16 protein-coding genes are annotated in these 18,926 nt (G+C 70.6%); 8 read left to right on the forward strand and 8 right to left on the reverse strand.

From position 1 onward, the window contains the following. Positions 1-611: 611 nt before the first annotated feature. The 4 genes from VGC13_RS33290 (at position 612) to VGC13_RS33305 (ending at position 4,519) form a co-directional block, all read left to right on the forward strand. On the forward strand, positions 612-1,331 hold the full coding sequence (locus VGC13_RS33290) for a rhomboid family intramembrane serine protease (protein WP_331129679.1): 720 nt from the start codon (positions 612-614) through the stop codon (positions 1,329-1,331). 442 nt (positions 1,332-1,773) lie between these two features. Then, positions 1,774-3,078 (forward strand): NupC/NupG family nucleoside CNT transporter, encoded by a 1,305-nt coding sequence (locus tag VGC13_RS33295; RefSeq protein WP_349264278.1) that lies wholly within the window; start codon positions 1,774-1,776, stop codon positions 3,076-3,078. Between the two features lie 219 nt (positions 3,079-3,297). Then, complete coding sequence (locus tag VGC13_RS33300) at positions 3,298-3,681, forward strand: hypothetical protein (RefSeq protein ID WP_331129681.1); 384 nt, start codon at positions 3,298-3,300, stop codon at positions 3,679-3,681. A 7-nt stretch (positions 3,682-3,688) separates the two neighbouring features. Then, the gene (locus VGC13_RS33305; RefSeq protein WP_331129682.1) at positions 3,689-4,519 is read left to right on the forward strand and encodes a hypothetical protein; all 831 of its coding nucleotides are present in this window, start codon (positions 3,689-3,691) and stop codon (positions 4,517-4,519) included. Positions 4,520-4,578: 59 nt separating this feature from the next. On the opposite strand, the gene VGC13_RS33310 is transcribed toward VGC13_RS33305, so the two are convergent. Then, positions 4,579-5,493, reverse strand: a complete 915-nt coding sequence (locus VGC13_RS33310; RefSeq protein WP_331129683.1) for an alpha/beta hydrolase family protein — start codon at positions 5,491-5,493, stop codon at positions 4,579-4,581. 476 nt (positions 5,494-5,969) lie between these two features. Here VGC13_RS33310 and add point away from each other — a divergent pair, with 476 nt between their 5' ends. After that, entirely contained in the window at positions 5,970-7,016 is a 1,047-nt protein-coding gene (gene add, locus VGC13_RS33315; protein WP_331129684.1) for an adenosine deaminase, read from the forward strand. Between the two features lie 129 nt (positions 7,017-7,145). Here the strand turns inward: add and VGC13_RS33320 are convergent, their stop codons facing one another. The 5 genes from VGC13_RS33320 to VGC13_RS33340 form a co-directional block, all read right to left on the reverse strand. Next, positions 7,146-8,285, reverse strand: a complete 1,140-nt coding sequence (locus VGC13_RS33320; protein WP_331129685.1) for a M57 family metalloprotease — start codon at positions 8,283-8,285, stop codon at positions 7,146-7,148. A gap of 118 nt (positions 8,286-8,403) precedes the next feature. Continuing rightward, a complete protein-coding gene (locus VGC13_RS33325; protein WP_331129686.1) occupies positions 8,404-9,534 on the reverse strand; it encodes a M57 family metalloprotease in 1,131 nt (376 codons plus the stop codon). Between the two features lie 916 nt (positions 9,535-10,450). Beyond that, entirely contained in the window at positions 10,451-10,891 is a 441-nt protein-coding gene (locus VGC13_RS33330) for a hypothetical protein (RefSeq protein WP_331129687.1), read from the reverse strand. A 177-nt stretch (positions 10,892-11,068) separates the two neighbouring features. Next, complete coding sequence (locus tag VGC13_RS33335; protein ID WP_331129688.1) at positions 11,069-12,079, reverse strand: alpha/beta hydrolase family protein; 1,011 nt, start codon at positions 12,077-12,079, stop codon at positions 11,069-11,071. A 285-nt stretch (positions 12,080-12,364) separates the two neighbouring features. Next, positions 12,365-13,330 carry an alpha/beta hydrolase gene (locus tag VGC13_RS33340; RefSeq protein ID WP_331129689.1) on the reverse strand — a complete coding sequence of 322 codons (966 nt, stop codon included), beginning with the start codon at positions 13,328-13,330 and terminating at the stop codon, positions 12,365-12,367. A gap of 296 nt (positions 13,331-13,626) precedes the next feature. On the opposite strand from VGC13_RS33340, the gene VGC13_RS33345 reads away from it, so the two are divergent. Further along, a complete protein-coding gene (locus tag VGC13_RS33345) occupies positions 13,627-14,625 on the forward strand; it encodes an NAD(P)-dependent oxidoreductase (protein ID WP_331129690.1) in 999 nt (332 codons plus the stop codon). Between the two features lie 16 nt (positions 14,626-14,641). On the opposite strand, the gene VGC13_RS33350 is transcribed toward VGC13_RS33345, so the two are convergent. Both VGC13_RS33350 and VGC13_RS33355 read right to left on the reverse strand, forming a co-directional pair. Beyond that, on the reverse strand, positions 14,642-15,880 hold the full coding sequence (locus VGC13_RS33350; protein ID WP_331129691.1) for a glycosyltransferase: 1,239 nt from the start codon (positions 15,878-15,880) through the stop codon (positions 14,642-14,644). Next, positions 15,877-17,202: a protoporphyrinogen/coproporphyrinogen oxidase gene (locus tag VGC13_RS33355; protein WP_331129692.1), complete on the reverse strand. Its 1,326-nt coding sequence runs from the start codon at positions 17,200-17,202 to the stop codon at positions 15,877-15,879. Before VGC13_RS33355 ends, VGC13_RS33350 begins: the two co-directional genes overlap by 4 nt. Positions 17,203-17,217: 15 nt before the next feature. On the opposite strand from VGC13_RS33355, the gene VGC13_RS33360 reads away from it, so the two are divergent. Together VGC13_RS33360 and VGC13_RS33365 are read left to right on the forward strand one after the other, a co-directional pair. After that, on the forward strand, positions 17,218-18,084 hold the full coding sequence (locus VGC13_RS33360; protein WP_331129693.1) for a polysaccharide deacetylase family protein: 867 nt from the start codon (positions 17,218-17,220) through the stop codon (positions 18,082-18,084). Beyond that, the gene (locus tag VGC13_RS33365) at positions 18,081-18,698 is read left to right on the forward strand and encodes a sugar transferase (protein ID WP_331129694.1); all 618 of its coding nucleotides are present in this window, start codon (positions 18,081-18,083) and stop codon (positions 18,696-18,698) included. The genes VGC13_RS33360 and VGC13_RS33365 overlap by 4 nt, the downstream gene beginning before the upstream one ends. The last annotated feature ends 228 nt before the right edge of the window (positions 18,699-18,926 follow it).

Genomic DNA, 18,926 nt, shown 5'->3' on the forward strand with positions numbered 1-18,926 from the left:
TCCCCCAGCAGTTTTGGGGGAGGTGGGCGAGTAATGTGAGCCCGGAGGGGGCGCCCGCGGCTCGCACCCTACGCCTGTCGCAGCGCGATCGAATTCTCCCCTCTCCGTGAGGAACGAACGGGAGGGGCCGGGGAAGGGGCACCCCGTCGGACGCAGCTCAATCCTCTTTGCCGAACCTCGATCCCTCGGCCCCCCAACCTCCCCCAGCAGTTTTGGGGGAGGTGGGCGAGTAATGCGAGCCCGGAGAGGGCGCCCGCGGCTCGCACCCTTCCCCTGTCGCAGCGGGATCGAATTCTCCCCTCTCCGTGAGGAACGAACGGGGAGGGGCCGGGGGAGGGGCACCCCGTCGGACGCAGCTCGATCCTCGTCGCCGAACCTCGATCCCTCGGCCCCCCCAACCTCCCCCAGCAGTTTTGGGGGAGGTGGGCGAGTAATGCGAGCCCGGAGGGGGCGCCCGCGGCCCGCACCGCTGCCTGTCGCGGCGGGATCCGTTCCCTGCCCGGAACCTTCCGATCCCCTTCGTACGTACCTGTCTACCGTCCGCGCGCGATCTTGCGTATGCTCCTGCGCAGGCGCGACCCACACCCGCAGCAACGGACGGACGAGGCACCTTGATCCCCCTGAACGACGAAAACCCCACCGAACTCCGGCCGTGGATGACGCTGCTGCTGATCGCCGCCAACTTCCTCCTGTGGTTCTACGTGCAGGGCGCGGGGGCCGACTTCCCGCGGCTGGAAGCGTCGGTGATGGACTACGGCGCGCGGCCGTGCGAGATCACGGGCGCGTGCCGCACCGAACAGCTGGGGTGGGGCGCGCTGCTCACCTCCATGTTCATGCACGGCGGCTGGGGCCACATCCTGGGCAACATGCTGTTCCTGTGGGTGTTCGGAAACAACATCGAAGACTCCATGGGCCACGTCCGCTTCCTGGTGTTCTACGTGGTCTGCGGCCTGGCGGCGAGCGCCGCGCACATCTTCTTTTCCCCCGCCAGCACGCTGCCCATGGTGGGGGCCAGCGGCGCCATCAGCGGCATCATGGGCGCGTACATCCTGCTGTACCCGTCGGCCCGGGTGCGCACGTACTTTCCCCCGATCTTCTTTTTTCGCATCCGGGCGTTCTTCTTTCTGCTTCTCTGGTTCGTCCTGCAGCTGTTCAGCGCGCTGAGCGCGCCGGGGATGCCCGAGGAGGGCGGCGTGGCGGTGTGGGCGCACATCGGCGGGTTCGTGGCGGGGCTGGCGCTCATCAAGGCGTTCGACCGGCCGCGGCTGGTGGCGGCCAAGCGCCAGGGGGTGCAGCTGCCGCCCGACGAGGTGGCGCGGCTGCAGTGGTAGCCGTAGAATACGCGCATTCCGTCCACGCCGTGCCGGCGGGCGGGCCCTAGAGCCCCCGCCCGCGTACCGCCCCTCTTCCCCGCCCCACGCCGGGCGACGACCTCACATGGCATCTCCCCACATCAAGAAGCGCCTGAAGTGGCTGCTGCCGCTGTGGCTATCGGCCGCCCTGCTGCTGGGCGCCGGGCTGTACGCGCACGCCCAGCAGCCGGAGACCACGGCCCCGCAGCCGGCCGCCGGCCAGCCCCGCCCCGCCAACCCGGCCGAGCCCGCCCCCGCCGGCACCTCCGCGGTGGACCCCGGCGACGCGTCGGCGCCCATCGCCAGCCCCGAGGCGGCGGCGCGGGCGCAGACCCCGCAGAGCGGCATCGCGGCCGACTCGCAGCCCGCCAGCGCGGGCGAGGTGGCCCGCCAGGCGCGGCAGGAAACGCGCGGCACGCCGCTGCAGAAGGCCATCAGCCTGCTGGGATTGATCGTCTTTACGGGGATCGCGTGGCTGCTGAGCGTCAACAAGCGGGCGGTGGACTGGCGGCTGGTGGCGTGGGGGCTGGCGCTGCAGTTCATCTTCGCCGTGCTCATCCTGATGACGCCCTGGGGCGCCGCCTTCTTCGACGCCGCCAACAACGTCTTCAACGCGCTGATCGGCTATACGGTCGAGGGCGCCCGGTTCCTGTTCGGCAACCTGGTGTTCAACAACGTCCCTGTGGGCCCCGGCGGCACGGGGTTCCCGCCCATGGAACCCGTGGGCGGGCCCACCGGGTGGGCCAACGTGGGCGGCTTCTTTGCCTTCAACGTGCTGCCCACCATCATCTTCTTCTCGTCGCTGATGACGCTGCTGTACTACCTGGGCGTCATGCAGGCGGTGGTGAAGGGGTTCGCGTGGGTGATGATGCGGACGATGAAGATCAGCGGCGCCGAAAGCCTGAGCACCGCCGGCAACATCTTCCTGGGCCAGACCGAGGCGCCGCTGCTGGTGAAGCCCTTCATCGGCACCATGACCAAGAGCGAGCTGCACTGCGTGATGGTGGGCGGCTTCGGCACGGTGGCGGGCGGGGTGCTGGCGGCGTACGTGGGCTTCCTGGTGGCCTACTTTCCCGACATCGCCGGCCACCTGATCAGCGCCTCGGTGATGTCGGCGCCGGCGTGCATCGCCATCAGCAAGATCATGTACCCCGAGACGGAACAGTCCGTCACGGCCGGGAGCGTAAAGATCAAGATGGAAAAGGTGGACGCCAACGTGCTCGACGCGGCGGCCCGCGGCGCCAGCGAGGGGCTGGCCCTGGCGCTGAACGTGGGCGCCATGCTCATCGCCTTCATCGCGCTGGTGGCGCTGCTGAACGGAATTCTGAGCGGCACGGCGGGCTTGTTCGGCTTGGACCTCACCATCCAGAAGGTGCTGGGCTGGGTGTGCGCGCCCTTCGCGTGGCTGATGGGCGTGCCGGCGCAGGACACCATGGCCATCGGCACGCTGCTGGGCGAAAAGACGGCGCTGAACGAGTTCGTGGCGTACGCGCACCTGGGAAGCATGCTGCAGGAGGGCGCCGGGCTGGACCCGCGCTCGGTGGTGCTGGCCACCTACGCGCTGTGCGGCTTCGCCAACTTCAGCTCCATCGCCATCCAGATCGGCGGCATCGGCGCCATGGCCCCGGAGCGCCGCGGCGACCTGAGCCGGCTTGGCCTGCGCGCCATGATCGCCGGCACGCTGGCGAACTTCATGACGGCGTGCGTGGTGGGGATCCTGATCTGAACGGGTGATGGGGTGAAGGGGTGATGGAGTGATGGGGTGATGGAGTGCCCGGCGTCCGCGAAGGATGCCGGGCACTCGTTCGTTTGGATCCCGACCGCTCGCGTGCTCGTTGCCATCCGCGGCCGGATGCACCACCTTGGCGGAGGGATGCCCCGCCTCCCCCTCCCTTTCGCATCCATCCACAGGAACGCCTGCATGATGCGCTCATCGATCGCGGGAATGGCTGCGCTCCTGATGGCCGGTGCCGCGTTCGCAGCGGGCGCGCCGGCGCCGGATACGTGCAGCAGCAGCCGCATCCACGGGGTGCGCTCCGGCCTGTTCCTGCTCGCGACCGCGCGGGCCGACACGGTCCGCGCAGGGCCCGCGTCCTTTCTCCGGACGCGGCAGCACGGCGATTCGGCAGCCCTCGCCGGCATCCATGGGCAGCGGTTCCGGCTGGACCGCGTGGGCGGTGACGTGCCCGCGGCGCTGGCCGGCGCGGAGGGCGGTGAGGCGGTCCTCGTTCCGTACGGCAGCATGTGCCGCGACGTGGCGCTGGGACAAGGCCCGCTAGGCGGAGCCCGGCACCCAGCTGTTCGCGGACGCGAGCCTCCGTCCGCGTGACCGGTGGGTGGACGGCCGTCCGACCTTCGACGTGGACGTGGTGCACAACGCGTATCCGGACAGCTACACCGAGAACATGGATCCCGCCGCACGGGACCTGCTCACGCCGGACCAGGTGTTCGAGTTCAACGCGTTGCTCCCGACGTGGGAGCAGGCGGAGGAAGCGCCGTTTTCCGCCTATCGCCCGCTGATGGCATGGGCGCGGGCCAATCCCGGGACCGCCGGCCGCTTTCCCGCCACGCTCGCGATGGAGCGCGCGCACTACGTGCTGCAGCCCTGCGTCCCCGCGTACGATCCGCACCCCGTGGCGGGCACGTACCGCGCAACGGTCGTCGTGGAGGGAAGGGACACGCTCACCGCCTGGCTCCGGACCCACCCGACGGGATACCCCATGTGCGCGCCGCTCACGCCGCGGCTGGACCTGAGCGCCGTCCGCCCGCGGATGGCGGATACGGCGCGGCTGTACGTCTACGGGTCCAGTGAGAGCGAGGCCGCCATTCCGGTGAGCAACGCGGAGGCGTGGGAACGCCCCGGCAGCTGCTCGTCCGTCGCCGTCGACGTGCTGAACCAGCCGCGCACGGACGCGGCGGGCCGCAGGAGCTGGGCCGCGGGTTATGACCCTGGCGGATTCACGGCCTGCTTTCGCGGCGACCCGCGCGTGCACGGCCTCGCGGATGTCCTGCAGGCGGCGTACACGGCGCGGACGCTGGAGGCGCCGCCCGGCTGGTTCCGGGAAACGGCGGACGGCGGGATGCGCTTCGAACGGACGTGGCGCGTGGCCGGACGGCCGGTGCTCGAGGTGACGGCGACGCGGATCGGCCCGCGCACGCTGGACTGACGGCGACTCCGGGCGCCGGGGGGGTTGCTCGTACTCGGCACTCGGTCGCGGCTCGACGGTCAGGAGGCCGGCCCGGCCGCCACGACGCCGACGCTGCGCAGCCACGGCTCGATGATCCGGGTCAGGTCGTACCGCTCGCGCGTGAAGACGTTCTCGAAGTTGTGGTTGGCGTACGGGACGATCTCCACGTGGTGATTCCCGTTGCCGGCGCGCACGAGCTCTCCGACCCGGTTGATGGAGGGAATGGTGGGGATCACGGTGTCGTACAGCCCGAAGATCCAGAGCATGGGGACCTGCAGTCCTTCCAGCACCGGCGCCGGGTCGAACCCGCGGGGTCCCACGTACTCCTGCGCCCGGGCGTCCGCGGCCGAGACGATCCGCCAGGGGAGCGGCGCCGGCAGGTTCCCCGCCGCCTCCGCCAGGTGCACCGAGTGGATCATCTCCTGCCCGTAGGAGAGCGGCACCCCCGCTCCCGCGACGATGAAGCGCACGAGCGGCTCCCGTGAGGCCGCGAGCGGCATGATCCACCCGGCCTGGCTGCCGCCCAGCAGGCCAATCGCCGACCGGTCGATGCCGGGCTGGGCGGCGAGCCACCGCACCCCGTGCTCCACGTCGGCGGCGAGCTCCCCGAGCCGCTCCACGCTGTCGTCCGTATCGATCGCGACGTAGGTGCCGGTCGACTCTCCCACGCCCCGCTTGTCGAAGGCGAGGACGGCCATCCCCATGCGCAGGGCCATCGACGTGTAGAACCCGACCATGCTGCGCGTGCTTGGAGCGCTGCCGTGGGCGATCACGACCGCGGGCAGGTTCCCGACCGCACCGGCGGGCCGGTAGAGCGTGGCGGCCAGCACGACGTCCCCCGCCGGGATCCGCGCGTCGCGCCGCTCGGCGGTGCTGAGCGCCGGCTGGCCGGCGGCCGGGGCGGCATTCATGACGGTGGCCGTGAGCATCACGGCCAGGATGAAGGACCTCACGGCGGAGCCTCCTCGGAGCCAGGGTGAACAGGGTTGTAGTGGAAAGATATAGATCAATATATCAATCCACAAGAGCGGGCCTCCTGAGGCCGGCGCGGGTGTTCGAGTTCAGACCCTGCCACGTACCACGAGGCGCAGGCGGCACCCGCGCCCGGGTACCGGGGGTTCCTGGCGTGGGTCCGCACCCATCCCGCTGGGCCAGCCGCTTTCCCGCCACGCGCATGATGAAGGAGGCGCAGGACGCGCTGCAGCCGTGCGTGCGTACGATCCCCTCCCGCCGCGGGTACGTACCGCGCGTCCGTGACCGTGGAAGAGACGGATACGCTGGGAATGGCGCGCGGGAACCGGGGTGGTTACAATATCCCACCGGAGCAACGAGGGACGGCCTCTGCGACAGGCGGGTGCACCGGTGGTGCACCCGCCTGCGCGTTTATCCGGAAAAAAGGCCCCGACGCATCAGCACAGGATTGTTCGACATGGCGACTGAAGTGACCCGCGAGCTCCTTCACCGGCTGCCCAAGGCCGAGCTGCACGTGCACCTGGACGGCAGCCTGCGGCCGGAAACCATGCTGGAGCTGGCCGCGGAATACGGCAAGCCGATGCCGGTGAGCGACGCCGAGGGGCTGCGCGACTACATGCACGTAAAGGACGCGCGCAACCTGGTGGAGTACCTGGACCGCTTCGCCATCACCCTGTCGGTGATGCAGACGGAGTACGCCCTGGAGCGCATTGCCTACGAACTGGCCGAGGACCTGGCCGGCGAGAACGTACGCTACGCCGAGATCCGCTACTCGCCCATCCTGAACAGCGAGGGCGGCCTGCCGCTCACCGCCATCGTCGACGCGCCGCTGCGGGGGCTGGAGCGGGCCAGGGCGGACTTCGGCATCGAGACGGCCATCATCATCTGCGGCATCCGCAACATGGACCCGTCCACGTCGCGCGACCTGGCGGACCTTACGGTGGCGTACAAGGACCGCGGCGTGGTGGCGTTCGACCTGGCGGGCGCGGAGTACAACTACCCCGCCAAGAAGCACAAGGACGCGTTCTACACCGTCATCAACAAGAACATGGCCGCCACCATCCACGCCGGCGAGGCGTACGGGGCCGAGAGCATTCACCAGGCGCTGCACTACTGCCGCGCCAACCGCATCGGGCACGGCACGCGGCTGTTCGAGGACCCGGACCTGCTGCGCTTCATGAACGACTTCCGGGTGCCCATCGAGATCTGCCTGACCAGCAACGTGCAGACCCGGGCGGTGGAAAGCTTCGAGAAGCACCCGCTGCGCATGTACTACGACGAGGGGCTGGTGCTGAGCCTGAACACCGACAACCGGCTGATGAGCGCCACCACGGTGACCGAGGAGTACTGGCGCGCGCACCAGCACCTGGGCTTTACCTGGAACGAGCTGGTGGACATCGCGATGATGGGCTTCGACAGCGCCTTCATGCACCGCGCGCAGAAGCTGGAGATGCGCAACCGCGTAAAGGCGGAGATCGAATCGCTCACGGCCGCAGCGAGTTAGGCCAGCTCGCCTCAGGCTGGATGTGAGATAACGAAGGGCCGGCTCCCGCGCGGGAGCCGGCCCTTCGTGTGTCGCTCACGAGCGCTTACCCGGATGGACGCCGGGCAACCGGTGCGCTCGGCGGCCGGGTCAGCAGGTCGCGTCGTTCGCGTATACAGAGACGTAGCTGACGCTGTTTCCGTTGGGAAAATTGGCGATGATGCGGTAGAAGTAGGCGCTCACATCCGACGTCTGCCATGCCATAGACCAGACGCAGCTGGTCACGCCTGTCCACGGAGAGCCGGTGTCGAACGGGATCGCGGTAATGGGTCCCAGCCACGGACCTTCCGTCACGGTGGTCGTAACGGTGTTCGCGTAGAAGTCGTCCTCCGTGCGCTCCTCCACCCGCTGAACGTTGTACGATATGGCGCCGGGAATGGCGTTCCAGCTCAGCCGCACCTGACCGCCGGCGTCCGTGGACGTCGCACCCGTGACGGCGGGAAGCGGGTACAGCCGCACCGTGGCGGTGATGTCGTTGGCGCTCAGGCCGGTCCACTGGTTCAGCGCCGTGCCCCCGTTCATTACCGAGCCGGCGGCGTTGCCGCTGGTGGGCGTCCCATAGACGTGCACGGCGCCCACCGTGCTCGCGGTCTCGCCCATCTGCGTGTAGTTGCTGTGCCGGAAGCCGAGTGTATGCCCCAGTTCGTGCACCATATTGTGCACTCTCTGCGCATGGTTGGTGGTAAATCCGAAGCAGGTGTTCACGAAGACGGTGCTCCCCGGATTGCCACTCGATGGAAACGACGCGAACGCCGCCACGTTGGACGACGTGCAGGTGGTCGCCACCGTGATGTCGGCCGGGCCGCCTTCCACCATCCGCACGTAACTGTTGGCGATGCCGCTCCAGTGCGTCAGCGCCTCGCGGGCGGCGGCCTGCCAGTCGGGCTGCGAAGCAAGGCCGGACACGTCTACACGGATGTCGTGGACCTTGGGTGAGCCGACCAGGTTCGTGGTGCGGTACTGAAAGCTGGGGCGCAGCGGATCGTCCGAGTTCACCAGCGGAACGGAGCGAAGTTGCGCCCTGGAGAGGTAGATGTCGCCCTCGACGAGCACGAAGTCACCGTACTCCTCGATCATGTCCGCGCGAAAGCCGAGCGCGGCGACCTGGCGCGCCAGCAGCGACTCGCCATCAAGGGCGGCGGTGGGCGCGTCGGAGCATGCGGCCAGCGTGCCGGCCAGCAGCAGGACCGCGGCGCGATACGCGGCGTGGGAGCGGATGGGATGGAGCATGGGTCCTCGCTTGAGGAAGGAGTAACGCCCGAAGTACTGGGACGACCGCAGAGGAGCTTCGCTTTGCATTCGCTAAAGGGCCGGCTCCGGTACGGGAAGCTATCCACACGAACTGCCGTCAGTAGACGCACCCCGGCTGAGCAATGGGGGCGTAAAAGCGCGAGTTGAGCACGGGGCTGCTGCCGTGGGGAAAGTTGGCCTGAACGGCGTATTCGTACCAGGCCCCCTGGGTTTCGCCGCCCCAACTCCAGTCGTAGGTGCATTCGTACACACCCGTGTAGATCCTGTCGACGTCCAGGTACGACGTACTGGTGGTGGTGGTGATCGGGTTGACCCAGTGGTTCTGGTATTGGCCGTTGACCGTGTTGAAGGTGATCAGCGACACGGTGTACGACGTGGCCCCGGAGACCGCGGCCCAGCTGATCAGGGGCGTGCCGTTGGAATTGGTGACGGAGTACGATCCCGGGCCGGGGATGGGATACCTGGACTGCGTCGCCGTCACGTCCGACGCGGCGAAGCCCGCCCACGAGTTGAGCGCCGTCCCGCCGTTCATCACCGAACCGCTCGCGTTTCCGCTGGTGGGGGTGCCCCAGATGTGGTTGGCGCCTTCCACGCCGGCGCTCTCACCCATCTGGACGTAGTTGCTGTGGCGAAAGCCGATGGTGTGCCCCAGCTCGTGCACCATGTTGTGCACCTTCTGGGCATGCGTGGTGGAGTAGCCGAAGCAGGTGTTGACGTAGATGGTGCTCCCCGGGTTGCCGCCCGAAGGGAACGAAGCGTAGGCGGCCACGTTCCACGACGTGCAGGTGGTGCCGACGGTGATGTCCGCGGGCGTGCCCTCCACCATCTCCACGTGGCTGCTTGCGATCCCGCTCCAGTGGGCGATGGCGTCACGTGCAGCGTTCTGCCAGCCGGGCTGCGAGTTCAGCCCCGAGAGGTCCACCCTGATCTGGTAGATCTTGGAGTTGGAAACGAGGTTGTTGGTTACGTACTGAAAGCGCGGCTGCAGCGGGTCAGTGGACTGTTGCCCAGCCGAGCGAAGCTGCGCCTTGGAGAGGTAGATGTCGCCCTCGACGAGCACATACTCGCCGTGGTCTTCGATCATGTCGGCGCGAAAGCCGAGCGCGGCGACCTGCTCGGCCAGCGAGGGCCCGGATTCGGGCGCGGCGCCGGTGGGGGCGTCGGAGCAGGCGGCCAGTGCCCCGGCCAGCAGGGTGGCGGCGGCGAGCGCCGCGGGGAAGCGGTTCATTCGAGTCATGGGGTGTTTGCGGGGTAGCAGCGTCTCATCGGGCGCGGCGAGCGCCCATGGATCGTAACGGCCCGTATGTAGCGGCAGGAGAAGCACGCAAAGCTCCTCCTTCCGCTCCTCGATTCCGGCTTTCCTGACGTGGGTGTGCGCACGAAACAACTGTAGCAAGAGAACGTACATCTTGCAAGTAGTGGCGCATAAAGAATAAACTGCAACCGAATCCAGTTTCAGCGGTGACCTGTGGCGGGACTGCCATACGCGACTGGCTGCTGGTGAGGGGGGCGGCCCTTCGCGCGTCCGCGTGCCGCTCGGCCCGTTCCACATCGAGCCCTCGGCCGCGGTGTGCGCCGCTTGCGGGAGCGAGTGAACTCGCCGCAACAACGCGGAAAGCCCCGCAAACTGCGCGGGGCTTCACCAGCACACGGCAGCATACCGCTCGGCACACGCCCGTCGGCGAAGGCCGACATCGCGTGGTCCCAGCCGCGAATTCATTCGCCCACCCACCGGCGCGGGGCTTCACCAGCACACCGCGGCATGCCGCTCGGCGCACACCCGTCGGCGAAGGCCGACATCGCGTGGTCCCAGCCGCGAATTCATTCGCCCACCCACCGGCGCGGGGCTTCACCAGCACACCGCGGCATGCCGCCCGCCCCACACCCGTCGGCGAAGGCCGACATCGCGTGGTCCCAGCCGCGAATTCATTCGCCCACCCACCGGCGCGGGGCTTCAACGGCAACACCGCGGCATGCCGCTCGGCGCACACCCGTCGGCGAAGGCCGACATCGCGTGGTCCCAGCCGCGAATTCATTCGCCCGGGGCGGCGCCGGCGGACGCGAAGGGGGCTCGCCGAGGTGGATCCTCCGCGAGCCCCGGTTCTCGGCCGCCGTGCCGTGCGCAATGGCCGGCGTTCGCCGGCTCAGTGGCTGGCGGTTTGTGTCCGGCCCGGAACGGGGAGCGAGGTGGACAGGACGTCGTCGGGCGTGCCACGGCGGCGGTCGGGGCCGGGCGAGCCCACGTTGAATCCGTCCGCACGGCGGCGCAGGAAGTAGCGGCTGCCCCACGGGTCCAGGCTGGCGTCATCGCGGCCGGGGTACATCCGCCGCAGGATGGTGGTCAGGTCGCGCGGCTGCGGCGCCTCGCCCGTGCGGTGGATCTCCTTCTGTACCATCCGCGCCAGCGTGTTGGCGCGGTCTCCCGCGGACAAACGGTGCACCGGGTTCATCACCGGCGCCAGCACCGGCGCCGCCCGCCTGCGCAGCCCCGGCGAAACCACCACCAGCACCAGGGCCACGAGCGAGAACTTGAGCAGCGCCGCCACGACATTGCGCGGGGAAAAGATGATGCGGGGACGAGACATGAGGTGCGCGGCAGGCAGATTATGCAGGCTGCTACTCAATGGGGCAGCAGAATCTTTATCTCTCTAAACTCGTGTTTCTCCCGGATGGACGCAAGCGTTTCGTTCATCGGCCGCACGAGGCCGGCTCCACTCGGGCCGGCCTCGTTTGCATCTCATGCGGCAGGTGCCGGAACCGCCCTACCGGCCGGTACGGCGCGCCGGCTGCGGCTGCTGCGGCGGCGGGGCGTTGCGTGCGGCGGTACGCTCCTCCTCCGTGGGCGCGGCGATGCCGATGCGCTCGGCGAGGAACTGCCAGCGGTCCACGCGCGCCTGCGCGGGGAGCGCGTGGCCGCTGTCGTACCACCTGACCGTGTGCGAATCACCCGCGGCGCGATGCAGCGCGGCGGCCTTGTCGGCGGGGACCGCCGGGTCCTGGCGCCCGTTCTGGAAGAGGATGCTTCCCGGCCTGGCGCGGGCGACGTAGCCGATGCCCTCCACCGGGCGCATGGCGGCCAGCCACCGGTCACGCTGGCTCGCCGGCATCTCCGTCAGTGGCGGCTGCGGCGTGCCGTCCAGCGCCGTGAAGTGCGACACCATCCCGCCGTCCGGCACGAAGAGCACGTACGCGGCCGGACGATGGTCCACCGCGGCGAACATCGTCCCCACCGCGCCGCCATAGCTGCCGCCCACGTACGCGATGCGCGCCGGGTCCACGTCCGGGCGGGCCAGAAGCAGGTCCACCGCGCGCCGCAGGTCCACCACCAGCTGCACCTGGTCGGCGCTGTCGGCTTCGGTAAAGGTGATCATCTCGCCCGTGCGGCGGGCGAACGGGGCGTCGATGGCCACCACCACGGCCCCGCGCTTCGCCAGCGCCAGCGAGCCGGGGGCACCCTGCCGCGCGCTTCCCGGCGCGCCGTGCATGTTCACGATCCCCGCCTTGCGTCCCCCGCCCCGCGGCACGAACAGCAGCCCGGTCGCGCGCCCGCCCCGGGGGCTGGCGAAGCTGATGGCGTGCGTCTCCACGCCGTCCGTGGTGGATTCCAGCGAATCGCGCAGGTCCAGCGGCGTGTTGCGGTCGTACGCGAACGTGCCCGCGGCGATGGCGTCCGCGGGACGGGGCGCCTGCGCGCACGCCGGCGCGGCGAGAACGGCGGCCAGCAGCGGAAGAACGGCGGCGCGGCGGCCCGCGCGCAAGGAAGCGTGTTGCATCGGTCGAATCATCGAGGTCGAGGGACGGAATCACATCCGAGCGCCGGTCGTGCGCTCGGCGGGTTGGATGCCGGCCGGCCGCCAAAGGTCGTTAGCGGTGGATGAAAAGCGGGTGAGGCGCGCATTCGCGGGGGTCGGCGTGCATCGGACAGATCACCAGGGGTGGGGTACAGAGGAACAGAGGAAGCCAGAGGAACAGAGGTCCCAGGGCAGGGTTTTCCTCTGTTCCTCTGGCTTTTCCATCCCTCCGCCCACTCGCCGGACCGGATCCGGATTCGAGATCCGCTACGGCTGGCGCGGCTGCGGGGCGGGCGGCGGCGGGATCCGCGGCCCCGCCTCGTCTTCCGGGCCCGGCGGCGTGGTGCCGACGGTCTGGCTCAGCCAGCGGAGCTGGTCCACGTACGCGGCGGGGTTCAGCGCGTGCGGCGCATCGTACCACCGCACCTCCTTGGGCCCCGTGGCGGCCGCGTGCAGCGCCTCCGCGCGCTCCGGCGTGACCACCGGGTCCTGTCGTCCGTTCTGAAAGAAGATCGGTGCGTTGGCGCGGCCCACGAAGCGGATGCCCTCAATGGGCTGCATGGACGCCAGCCAGGCGCGGGCCCGCTCCTCCTGCCCGGGCGGCGGGGCGGGCGCGTTGGCCCCCGTGAAGCGCGTGGTGATCCCGCCGTCCGCCGACGCCAGGACGTACGTCTTCAGCCGCCGCTCCACGCCCGCGAACAGCGCGCCCGTGGCGCCGCCGTAGCTGCGCCCCACGTACGCCAGCCGCGCACCGTCCACGTCCGGCCGCGCCGCCAGCACGTCCACCGCGCGCTGCAGGTCCACGATCAGCTGCACCTGCTCGGCGCTGTCGCGCGGCGTAAGGGTCACCGGCCCGCCCGGACGCCGGTTGAAGGGCGCGTCGATGGCGATGACCACCGCCCCGTGCCGCGCGATGTACACGCCGCGCCCGGTGAACGCCTCGGCGTTGCCCGGCGCCCCGTGCGCCAGCACCACGCCGGCGAACGGCCCCGGGCCCTGCGGCACGAACAGCCGCCCGTTCACCCGCCCGCCCCGGGGACTGGCGTAGCTGACCTGGTGGATGGCCACGCCGTCCTCCGTGCCTATGGCGCTGGACTGCAGCTCCAGCGGCGCCGCGCGGTCGTAGGCGAACAGGTGCAGCGGAAGGTCGTCCTGCGCGGCGGCGGGCGCGGCGGCAAGGGCGGACAGCAGCGGAATGATCACGCGGCAGCGGCGGGCAACGTGCGTCTGCACGGGAGTCTCCTGCGGGGGTGGATGGACGTCGTCCGCGGCCTTTCCGCGGACGTGGGGGTTGGACCCCCTTTCCCCGGGAACGGTTGGCGGTGCAGAATTAGAAGGCGATGAGCGCGTCCGCGCCATCCGGCAGGGTTCCCGTCATTCGTCACCCATCCCCCGAAACGCACGTTCAGCGCAGGCTCCAGAGAGGACGCGGAGGCGAATCACACCCTTCACGTCCCCGTGGTTCGCGCCGCGGCTCGCGCACCGAACCGCCGTTCCTTACCCATTCGACCGATCGCGATTCCGGAAGCATGGCACCGGACGACAACAACCTCCTGATCACCGGCGGCGCGGGATTCCTGGGCCGGCACCTGGCGCGCGCGTACGCCGAGCGCGGACGGCGGGTGACGGTGCTGGACGACCTGTCCTGCACCAACAGCCACTTCGGCACCCCGGAGCTGGACCATCCCTGCATCCGCTGCGTGCACGGCTCCACGCTGGACGGCGGGCTGCTGGACGGGCTGCTGCGGACGCACGGCCGCGTCATCCACTTTGCCAGCGTGGTGGGCGTGGGCACCACCATCGACGCCCCGATGGAAACCGCGCTGAACCTTACCGGCACCATCCAGCTGGCGCAGCGGCTCACCCCCGCACACACCGTGCTCTTCGGCTCGTCCGCGGACGTGTACGGCATGCACTCGCGGGTGTATCCATCGCCCATGCGCGAGGACGACGACGTGCTGTACGAGCACGCGCTGGTGAACCGGTGGGTGTATCCCCGGGTCAAGGCGGTCGAGGAGAACGTGATCGCCGCCTCGCCCGCCCGCGGCGTGATCGTGCGCATCTTCAACTGCGTCGGGCCGGGGATGGACTACCCCCACGCCAAGCGCGTCGTCCCGCAGTTCATGGACGCCGTGCTCAGGCGCCGGCCGCTGCGGCTGAGCGGGGACGGCGGCCAAGTGCGCTGCTTCTGCCACTACCGCGACACCCTGGCCGGCATTGGCCAGGCGCTGGAGTGGGCCGCCGCGCAGGCGCCGGGCGCGGCGTGCGCCGTCAACATCGGCAGCGACGAGCCGGTCACCATCCGCGACCTGGCGCACACGGTGAACCGCCTGGCGGTGGAGATGGGGATCCTGGACGCGCCCCTCCCCATCGTCCCCGACCCCGGCGAGCTGTACTCGCAGCCGTTCGAGGACGGCTGGAACCGCATCCCCGACCTGCGCCGCGCCCGCGACCTGTTCGGCTACGCCCCCACCGTGGGGCTCGAGGCGATGCTGCGCGAAACGCTGGAGTGGTGCCGCGGGCGGTGATCCCGCCGCGCCGGCGTCAGGGGTCCATCGAGCCCGGCGCGAGCGCGTCCGCCGGCCCCGGTGCGAGGACGTCCGGCGCATCGGGAAGACGAAGGTGCGGAGCGGCGCCGGAGACGCATTCCACCAGGCGCCGGCGGAACACGGAGGCGTGAAAGCGCAGCGCGTTCTCGCGGCACGCCTCCGGGCGGATCGCCCCCTCCGCGCCCTCGAAGCGGGCGACGGCGTCCGCCAGCGCGGCGGGGGTGGGGTCGTCGTACAGCACCCCCGTGGGCGTGGCGTCGTCCAGGCCGCGGACGATCTCGCACGCGCCGCCCACGCCCAGCGCGATCACCGGCGTGCCGCACGCCTGCGCCTCCGCCAGCACGATGCCGAAGTCCTCGGGCGCGGCGTAGACGAAGGCGCGGGCCTCCTGCATCAGCCCCACCAGCGCGGCGTCGTCCACCGCGCCCAGGAAGGTGGCGTTCGGCGGCGCCATGCGCCGCAGCCGGTCGCGCTCGGGCCCGTCGCCCACCACCACCAGCTCGCGGTCCGGCAGCCGGGCAAAGGCGCGCAGGATGAGCTCCACGTTCTTGAAGGGGTTCATGTACGCGGCCGTCAGGTAGTAGCCGCGCCGCCGGCCGCCGGGGACGAACCGGTCCGTGTCCACCGGGGGATGGACGACGGTGGCGGGGCGGCGGTACGCCTTCTGGATGCGCCGCGCCACGTAGGCCGAGGTAGTCAGCAGCAGGTCCACGCCGTGGGTGCTGCCGCGGTCCCACTGGCGCAGGCGGTGGAAGGCGGCCGCCGCCAGCCACCGCTTCGGTCCCCGGTTCCACCCGAAGCGCTCCAGGTAGTGGCCCTGCAGCTCCCACACGAAGCGCATGGGCGAGTACACGTACGAGACGTGCACCTGGTCGGGGCCCACCACCACGCCCTTGGCCACGTTGGAGCTGCTGGAGACGACCAGGTCGTAGCCGCGCAGGTCCAGCTGCTCCACGGCGAACGGCATCAGCGGCAGGTAGTACCAGTACAGCCGCTGGATGAACGGCATCCGCTGCAGGAACGACGTGCGCGCCACGCGGCCGCCCAGCGGCGCCCTGTCCGCGGCGGGCAGAAAGTCCACCAGCGCGTACAGCTCCGCCTGGGGAAAGCAGCGCAGGATCTCGGCGAGCGTGCGCACGCTGCCGTCCATGCGCACCAGCCAGTCGTGCACCACCGCCACGCGCGGCGGGCGCCCGGACGCGGCACGCGGAGCGATGGGAAGCGGCTCGCTCATTCGGCGAAGAAGCCCGCGGGGTCCGCCCCGCCCAGCCGCCGGGCGGCCGAGAACCCCGACTTCAGCGTCATCTCGAGGTCGGCGTACATCCACTGGCCGTAGCGGCCGATGGAGGCGATCCCCCGCTCCGTCAGCCAGCGCAGCACCCCCTCGCGCGCCTGCCGGTAGCCGGGGCGAAAGAGGACGTAGGCACAGGGCACGTGCCACACCTCGAAGTGCTCCACCGCCTCCCGCGGCGCCACCCCGTGCGCGTCCAGCCACCGCACCACCTGTTCCCGCGGGGGGGCCGTGGTGCCGGCGCACTCCAGCAGCAGCGCGGTGCCGCCCGGCGGGGCCAGGTCGGGGGACAGGTGCTCCAGGCGCGTCATGCGGTACCAGGGGATGCCGGGATCGGGAAAGTAGGTCCACAGGTCGGGCAGCCCCGGCCCGCTGGTCCGCGCGCCGACGCCCACCACGGTGATGGGAAGCGCGTCCAGCGACTCGCCCAGGGCGCGGACGGCCTCGGGCACGGGATCCATCCGCCGCACCAGCTCCCGCAAGGGGAGCGAGCTGACCAGGGTCTCGTAGCGATACGCATCGCCCGTGGAGGTGCGGACGACGCGGCGCTCCGGGTCGACCGAGACCGCGGCGCACCCGGTGACCACGTCGCCCCGCCCCCGCCGCGCCAGCGCCGTGACGATGCGGCTGATCCCCTCGCGCCCGGTGGGATAGTACTGCGGCGCGCCCTCCCCGCCCGTGCCGGCGCCGGCGAGGACCGCGGAGGCGTCGTCGCCGGGGATGGTCCAGCGCAGCGGCGCGGCCAGCAGCTGGTCCAGCGGAAGGCCGTACAGCTTTTCGTTGTACGGGCGAAAGAAGTGCCGGTAGAAGCCGGGGCCGAACTGGCCCAGCAGCCACGCCTGGAAGGTGGCGTCGGGCCCGGTGCCCTGGCCGTGGTGCGGGTTGTCGCGGTATCCGTCCAGGCACTCCCGCCGCACCGCGTCCGGCAGCGCGCCGGCGTTGTACTGGTAGGGATAGGGGATGCGCCGCCCGTGCTGCCAGATGGAGTTGGTGCGCGGAAAGCCGCGCACCCCGCCCGGCAGCAGCTCGTGCAGCCAGGCCATCAGCCGGCGGCTGCGGAAAAAGAGGACGTGGGGGACGGAGTCGAAGGCGTACGGGCCGCGCGGGTGCACGCGCACCAGCCCGCCCATCTCCGGCGCCGCCTCGAGCACGGTGGCGGTGCGGTGTTCGGGAAGCGCGGAGCGAAAGGCGATCCCCGCCACCCCCGCGCCCAGGACCAGGACGTCGGCCTCGTGCTCGCGGGTGGCCGGCTGTGCGTGGATCAAAGGGAATCCCTGGCGATGACGGATGGAACGGCGCGCGTGGCGCACGCGTTTACGGTGGACGTGGAGGAATGGTATCACCCCATCCGGTTCTACCGGAACACCGGCGCGCCCCCGAGCCGCCTGCGGGTGGGGATGGACCGGCTGCTGGGGCTGCTGGACGCCCACGGCGTGCGCGCCACCTTTTTCTGGGTGGGCGAAACGGCGCGCGCCCATCCGCGGCTGGTGCGGCGGCTGGCGGACGCCGGGCACCAGACCGGCTGCCACAGCCTGCGCCACGACCGCATGGTGTACGACCTGCACCCCGGCGCCTTTCGCGCCGACACCGCGCAGGCGCTGGACATCCTGCAGCAGCTGACGGGCGGCGCCGTACGCGCCTACCGCGCGCCCTGCTTTTCCATCACCCGCGCCTCGCTGTGGGCGCTGGAGGTGCTGGCGGAGCTGGGGATCACGGTGGACAGCAGCATCTTTCCCGTACGCAACTGGCGCTACGGCATCCCCGGCTTTCCCCGCCGCCCGCACCCCGTGGCGGCCACCGGCGGGCGCCTGTGGGAGGCGCCGCTCTCCGTACGCTCCCTGGGCCCGGCGGCGGTGCCCGCGGCGGGGGGCGCGTACTTCCGCATCTACCCCTACGCGCTCACCGCCGCCAACCTGCGCGACGCGGAGCGCCGGGGCCACCCCGCCGTGTTCTACCTGCACCCGTGGGAGCTGGACCCCGCGCACCCGTTCGCCCGCTTTCACTGGAAGGCGTGGGCCACGCACTACTGGGGGCTGGGCCGCACGGAGCCCCGGCTGCGGCGCCTGCTGCGCGACTTCCAGTTCGGCACGCTGGAGCAGGCGGTGGCGCCGCTGCGCGCCGCCCACGCCGCGGGGGCGGCGGCGTGACCCGGTCGTTCTGGCTGCGCGGGGGCAAGCGCGCCGCTGACCTGGCCGCCGTGGGCCTGACGGCGCCGCTCTGGCTTCCGCTGCTGGGTGGGCTGGCGGTGCTGGTGCGGATGACCAGCGGCGGGCCGGTCCTCTTTCGCCAGCGGCGCATCGGCCGGGACGGCGCGAGCTTCGTGATCCTGAAGCTGCGGACGATGGACCCCGCCGTCGCGCCCCCCGCGGACGGCGCGTTCGCCAGCTTCACCTACCCCGCCGATCCCCGCGTCACCTCCATCGGCCGCTGGCTGCGCCGCTGGCGCCTGGACGAGCTTCCGCAGCTGCTCAACGTGCTTCGCGGCGAGATGAGCCTCGTCGGCCCGCGTCCGGAGACGCCGGAGGTGACCGAATCGCTCGCCGCCCGGCTCCCCGACTACCGCCGCCGGCTGGCCGTGCCGCCGGGGCTCACCGGCCTGTGCCAGGTGTCCGACGCGTACCTGCGCTTCCGGACGGAGGAGGAGCTGCGGCAAAAGCTGGAGCTGGACCTGCGCTACGTAGACAGCGTCTCCCCCCTCTCCGATGCCGCCATCCTCGCCCGCACGCTGCGTGTCCTGGCGCGCGGCGTGGGCGTGCATTGATGCTGATATAAATCCGCAAAAGAACTTGCCTCATGCCGAGACGCCGAGAGACGAGATGGCGCGCGGTTCTCCCTCAGCGTCTCATCCTCATCCTGCCTTATTCACCCCAAACGCAATCCATGAGTCATAGATAGAAAAAACCCATGTCGCATCTTCTTGGGTTGCAGTAAGATGGGTGGTGTCGAAGCAACCATCCGTCCACAAGCCCGTGAATCTACGACATGGGTG

Source organism: Longimicrobium sp. (genome assembly GCF_036399255.1).
Classification (GTDB): Bacteria; Gemmatimonadota; Gemmatimonadetes; order Longimicrobiales; family Longimicrobiaceae; genus Longimicrobium.

Excerpts from the sequence above, each read along its gene's own strand:
- VGC13_RS33325 (WP_331129686.1), bottom strand. The coding sequence starts at position 9,534 with ATGAACCGCTTCCCCGCGGCGCTCGCCGCCGCCACCCTGCTGGCCGGG.
- VGC13_RS33330 (WP_331129687.1), bottom strand. The coding sequence starts at position 10,891 with ATGTCTCGTCCCCGCATCATCTTTTCCCCGCGCAATGTCGTGGCGGCG.
- add (WP_331129684.1), top strand. The coding sequence starts at position 5,970 with ATGGCGACTGAAGTGACCCGCGAGCTCCTTCACCGGCTGCCCAAGGCC.
- VGC13_RS33350 (WP_331129691.1), bottom strand. The coding sequence starts at position 15,880 with ATGAGCGAGCCGCTTCCCATCGCTCCGCGTGCCGCGTCCGGGCGCCCG.
- VGC13_RS33360 (WP_331129693.1), top strand. The coding sequence starts at position 17,218 with ATGACGGATGGAACGGCGCGCGTGGCGCACGCGTTTACGGTGGACGTG.
- VGC13_RS33335 (WP_331129688.1), bottom strand. The coding sequence starts at position 12,079 with ATGCAACACGCTTCCTTGCGCGCGGGCCGCCGCGCCGCCGTTCTTCCG.
- VGC13_RS33345 (WP_331129690.1), top strand. The coding sequence starts at position 13,627 with ATGGCACCGGACGACAACAACCTCCTGATCACCGGCGGCGCGGGATTC.
- VGC13_RS33320 (WP_331129685.1), bottom strand. The coding sequence starts at position 8,285 with ATGCTCCATCCCATCCGCTCCCACGCCGCGTATCGCGCCGCGGTCCTG.
- VGC13_RS33300 (WP_331129681.1), top strand. The coding sequence starts at position 3,298 with ATGGCTGCGCTCCTGATGGCCGGTGCCGCGTTCGCAGCGGGCGCGCCG.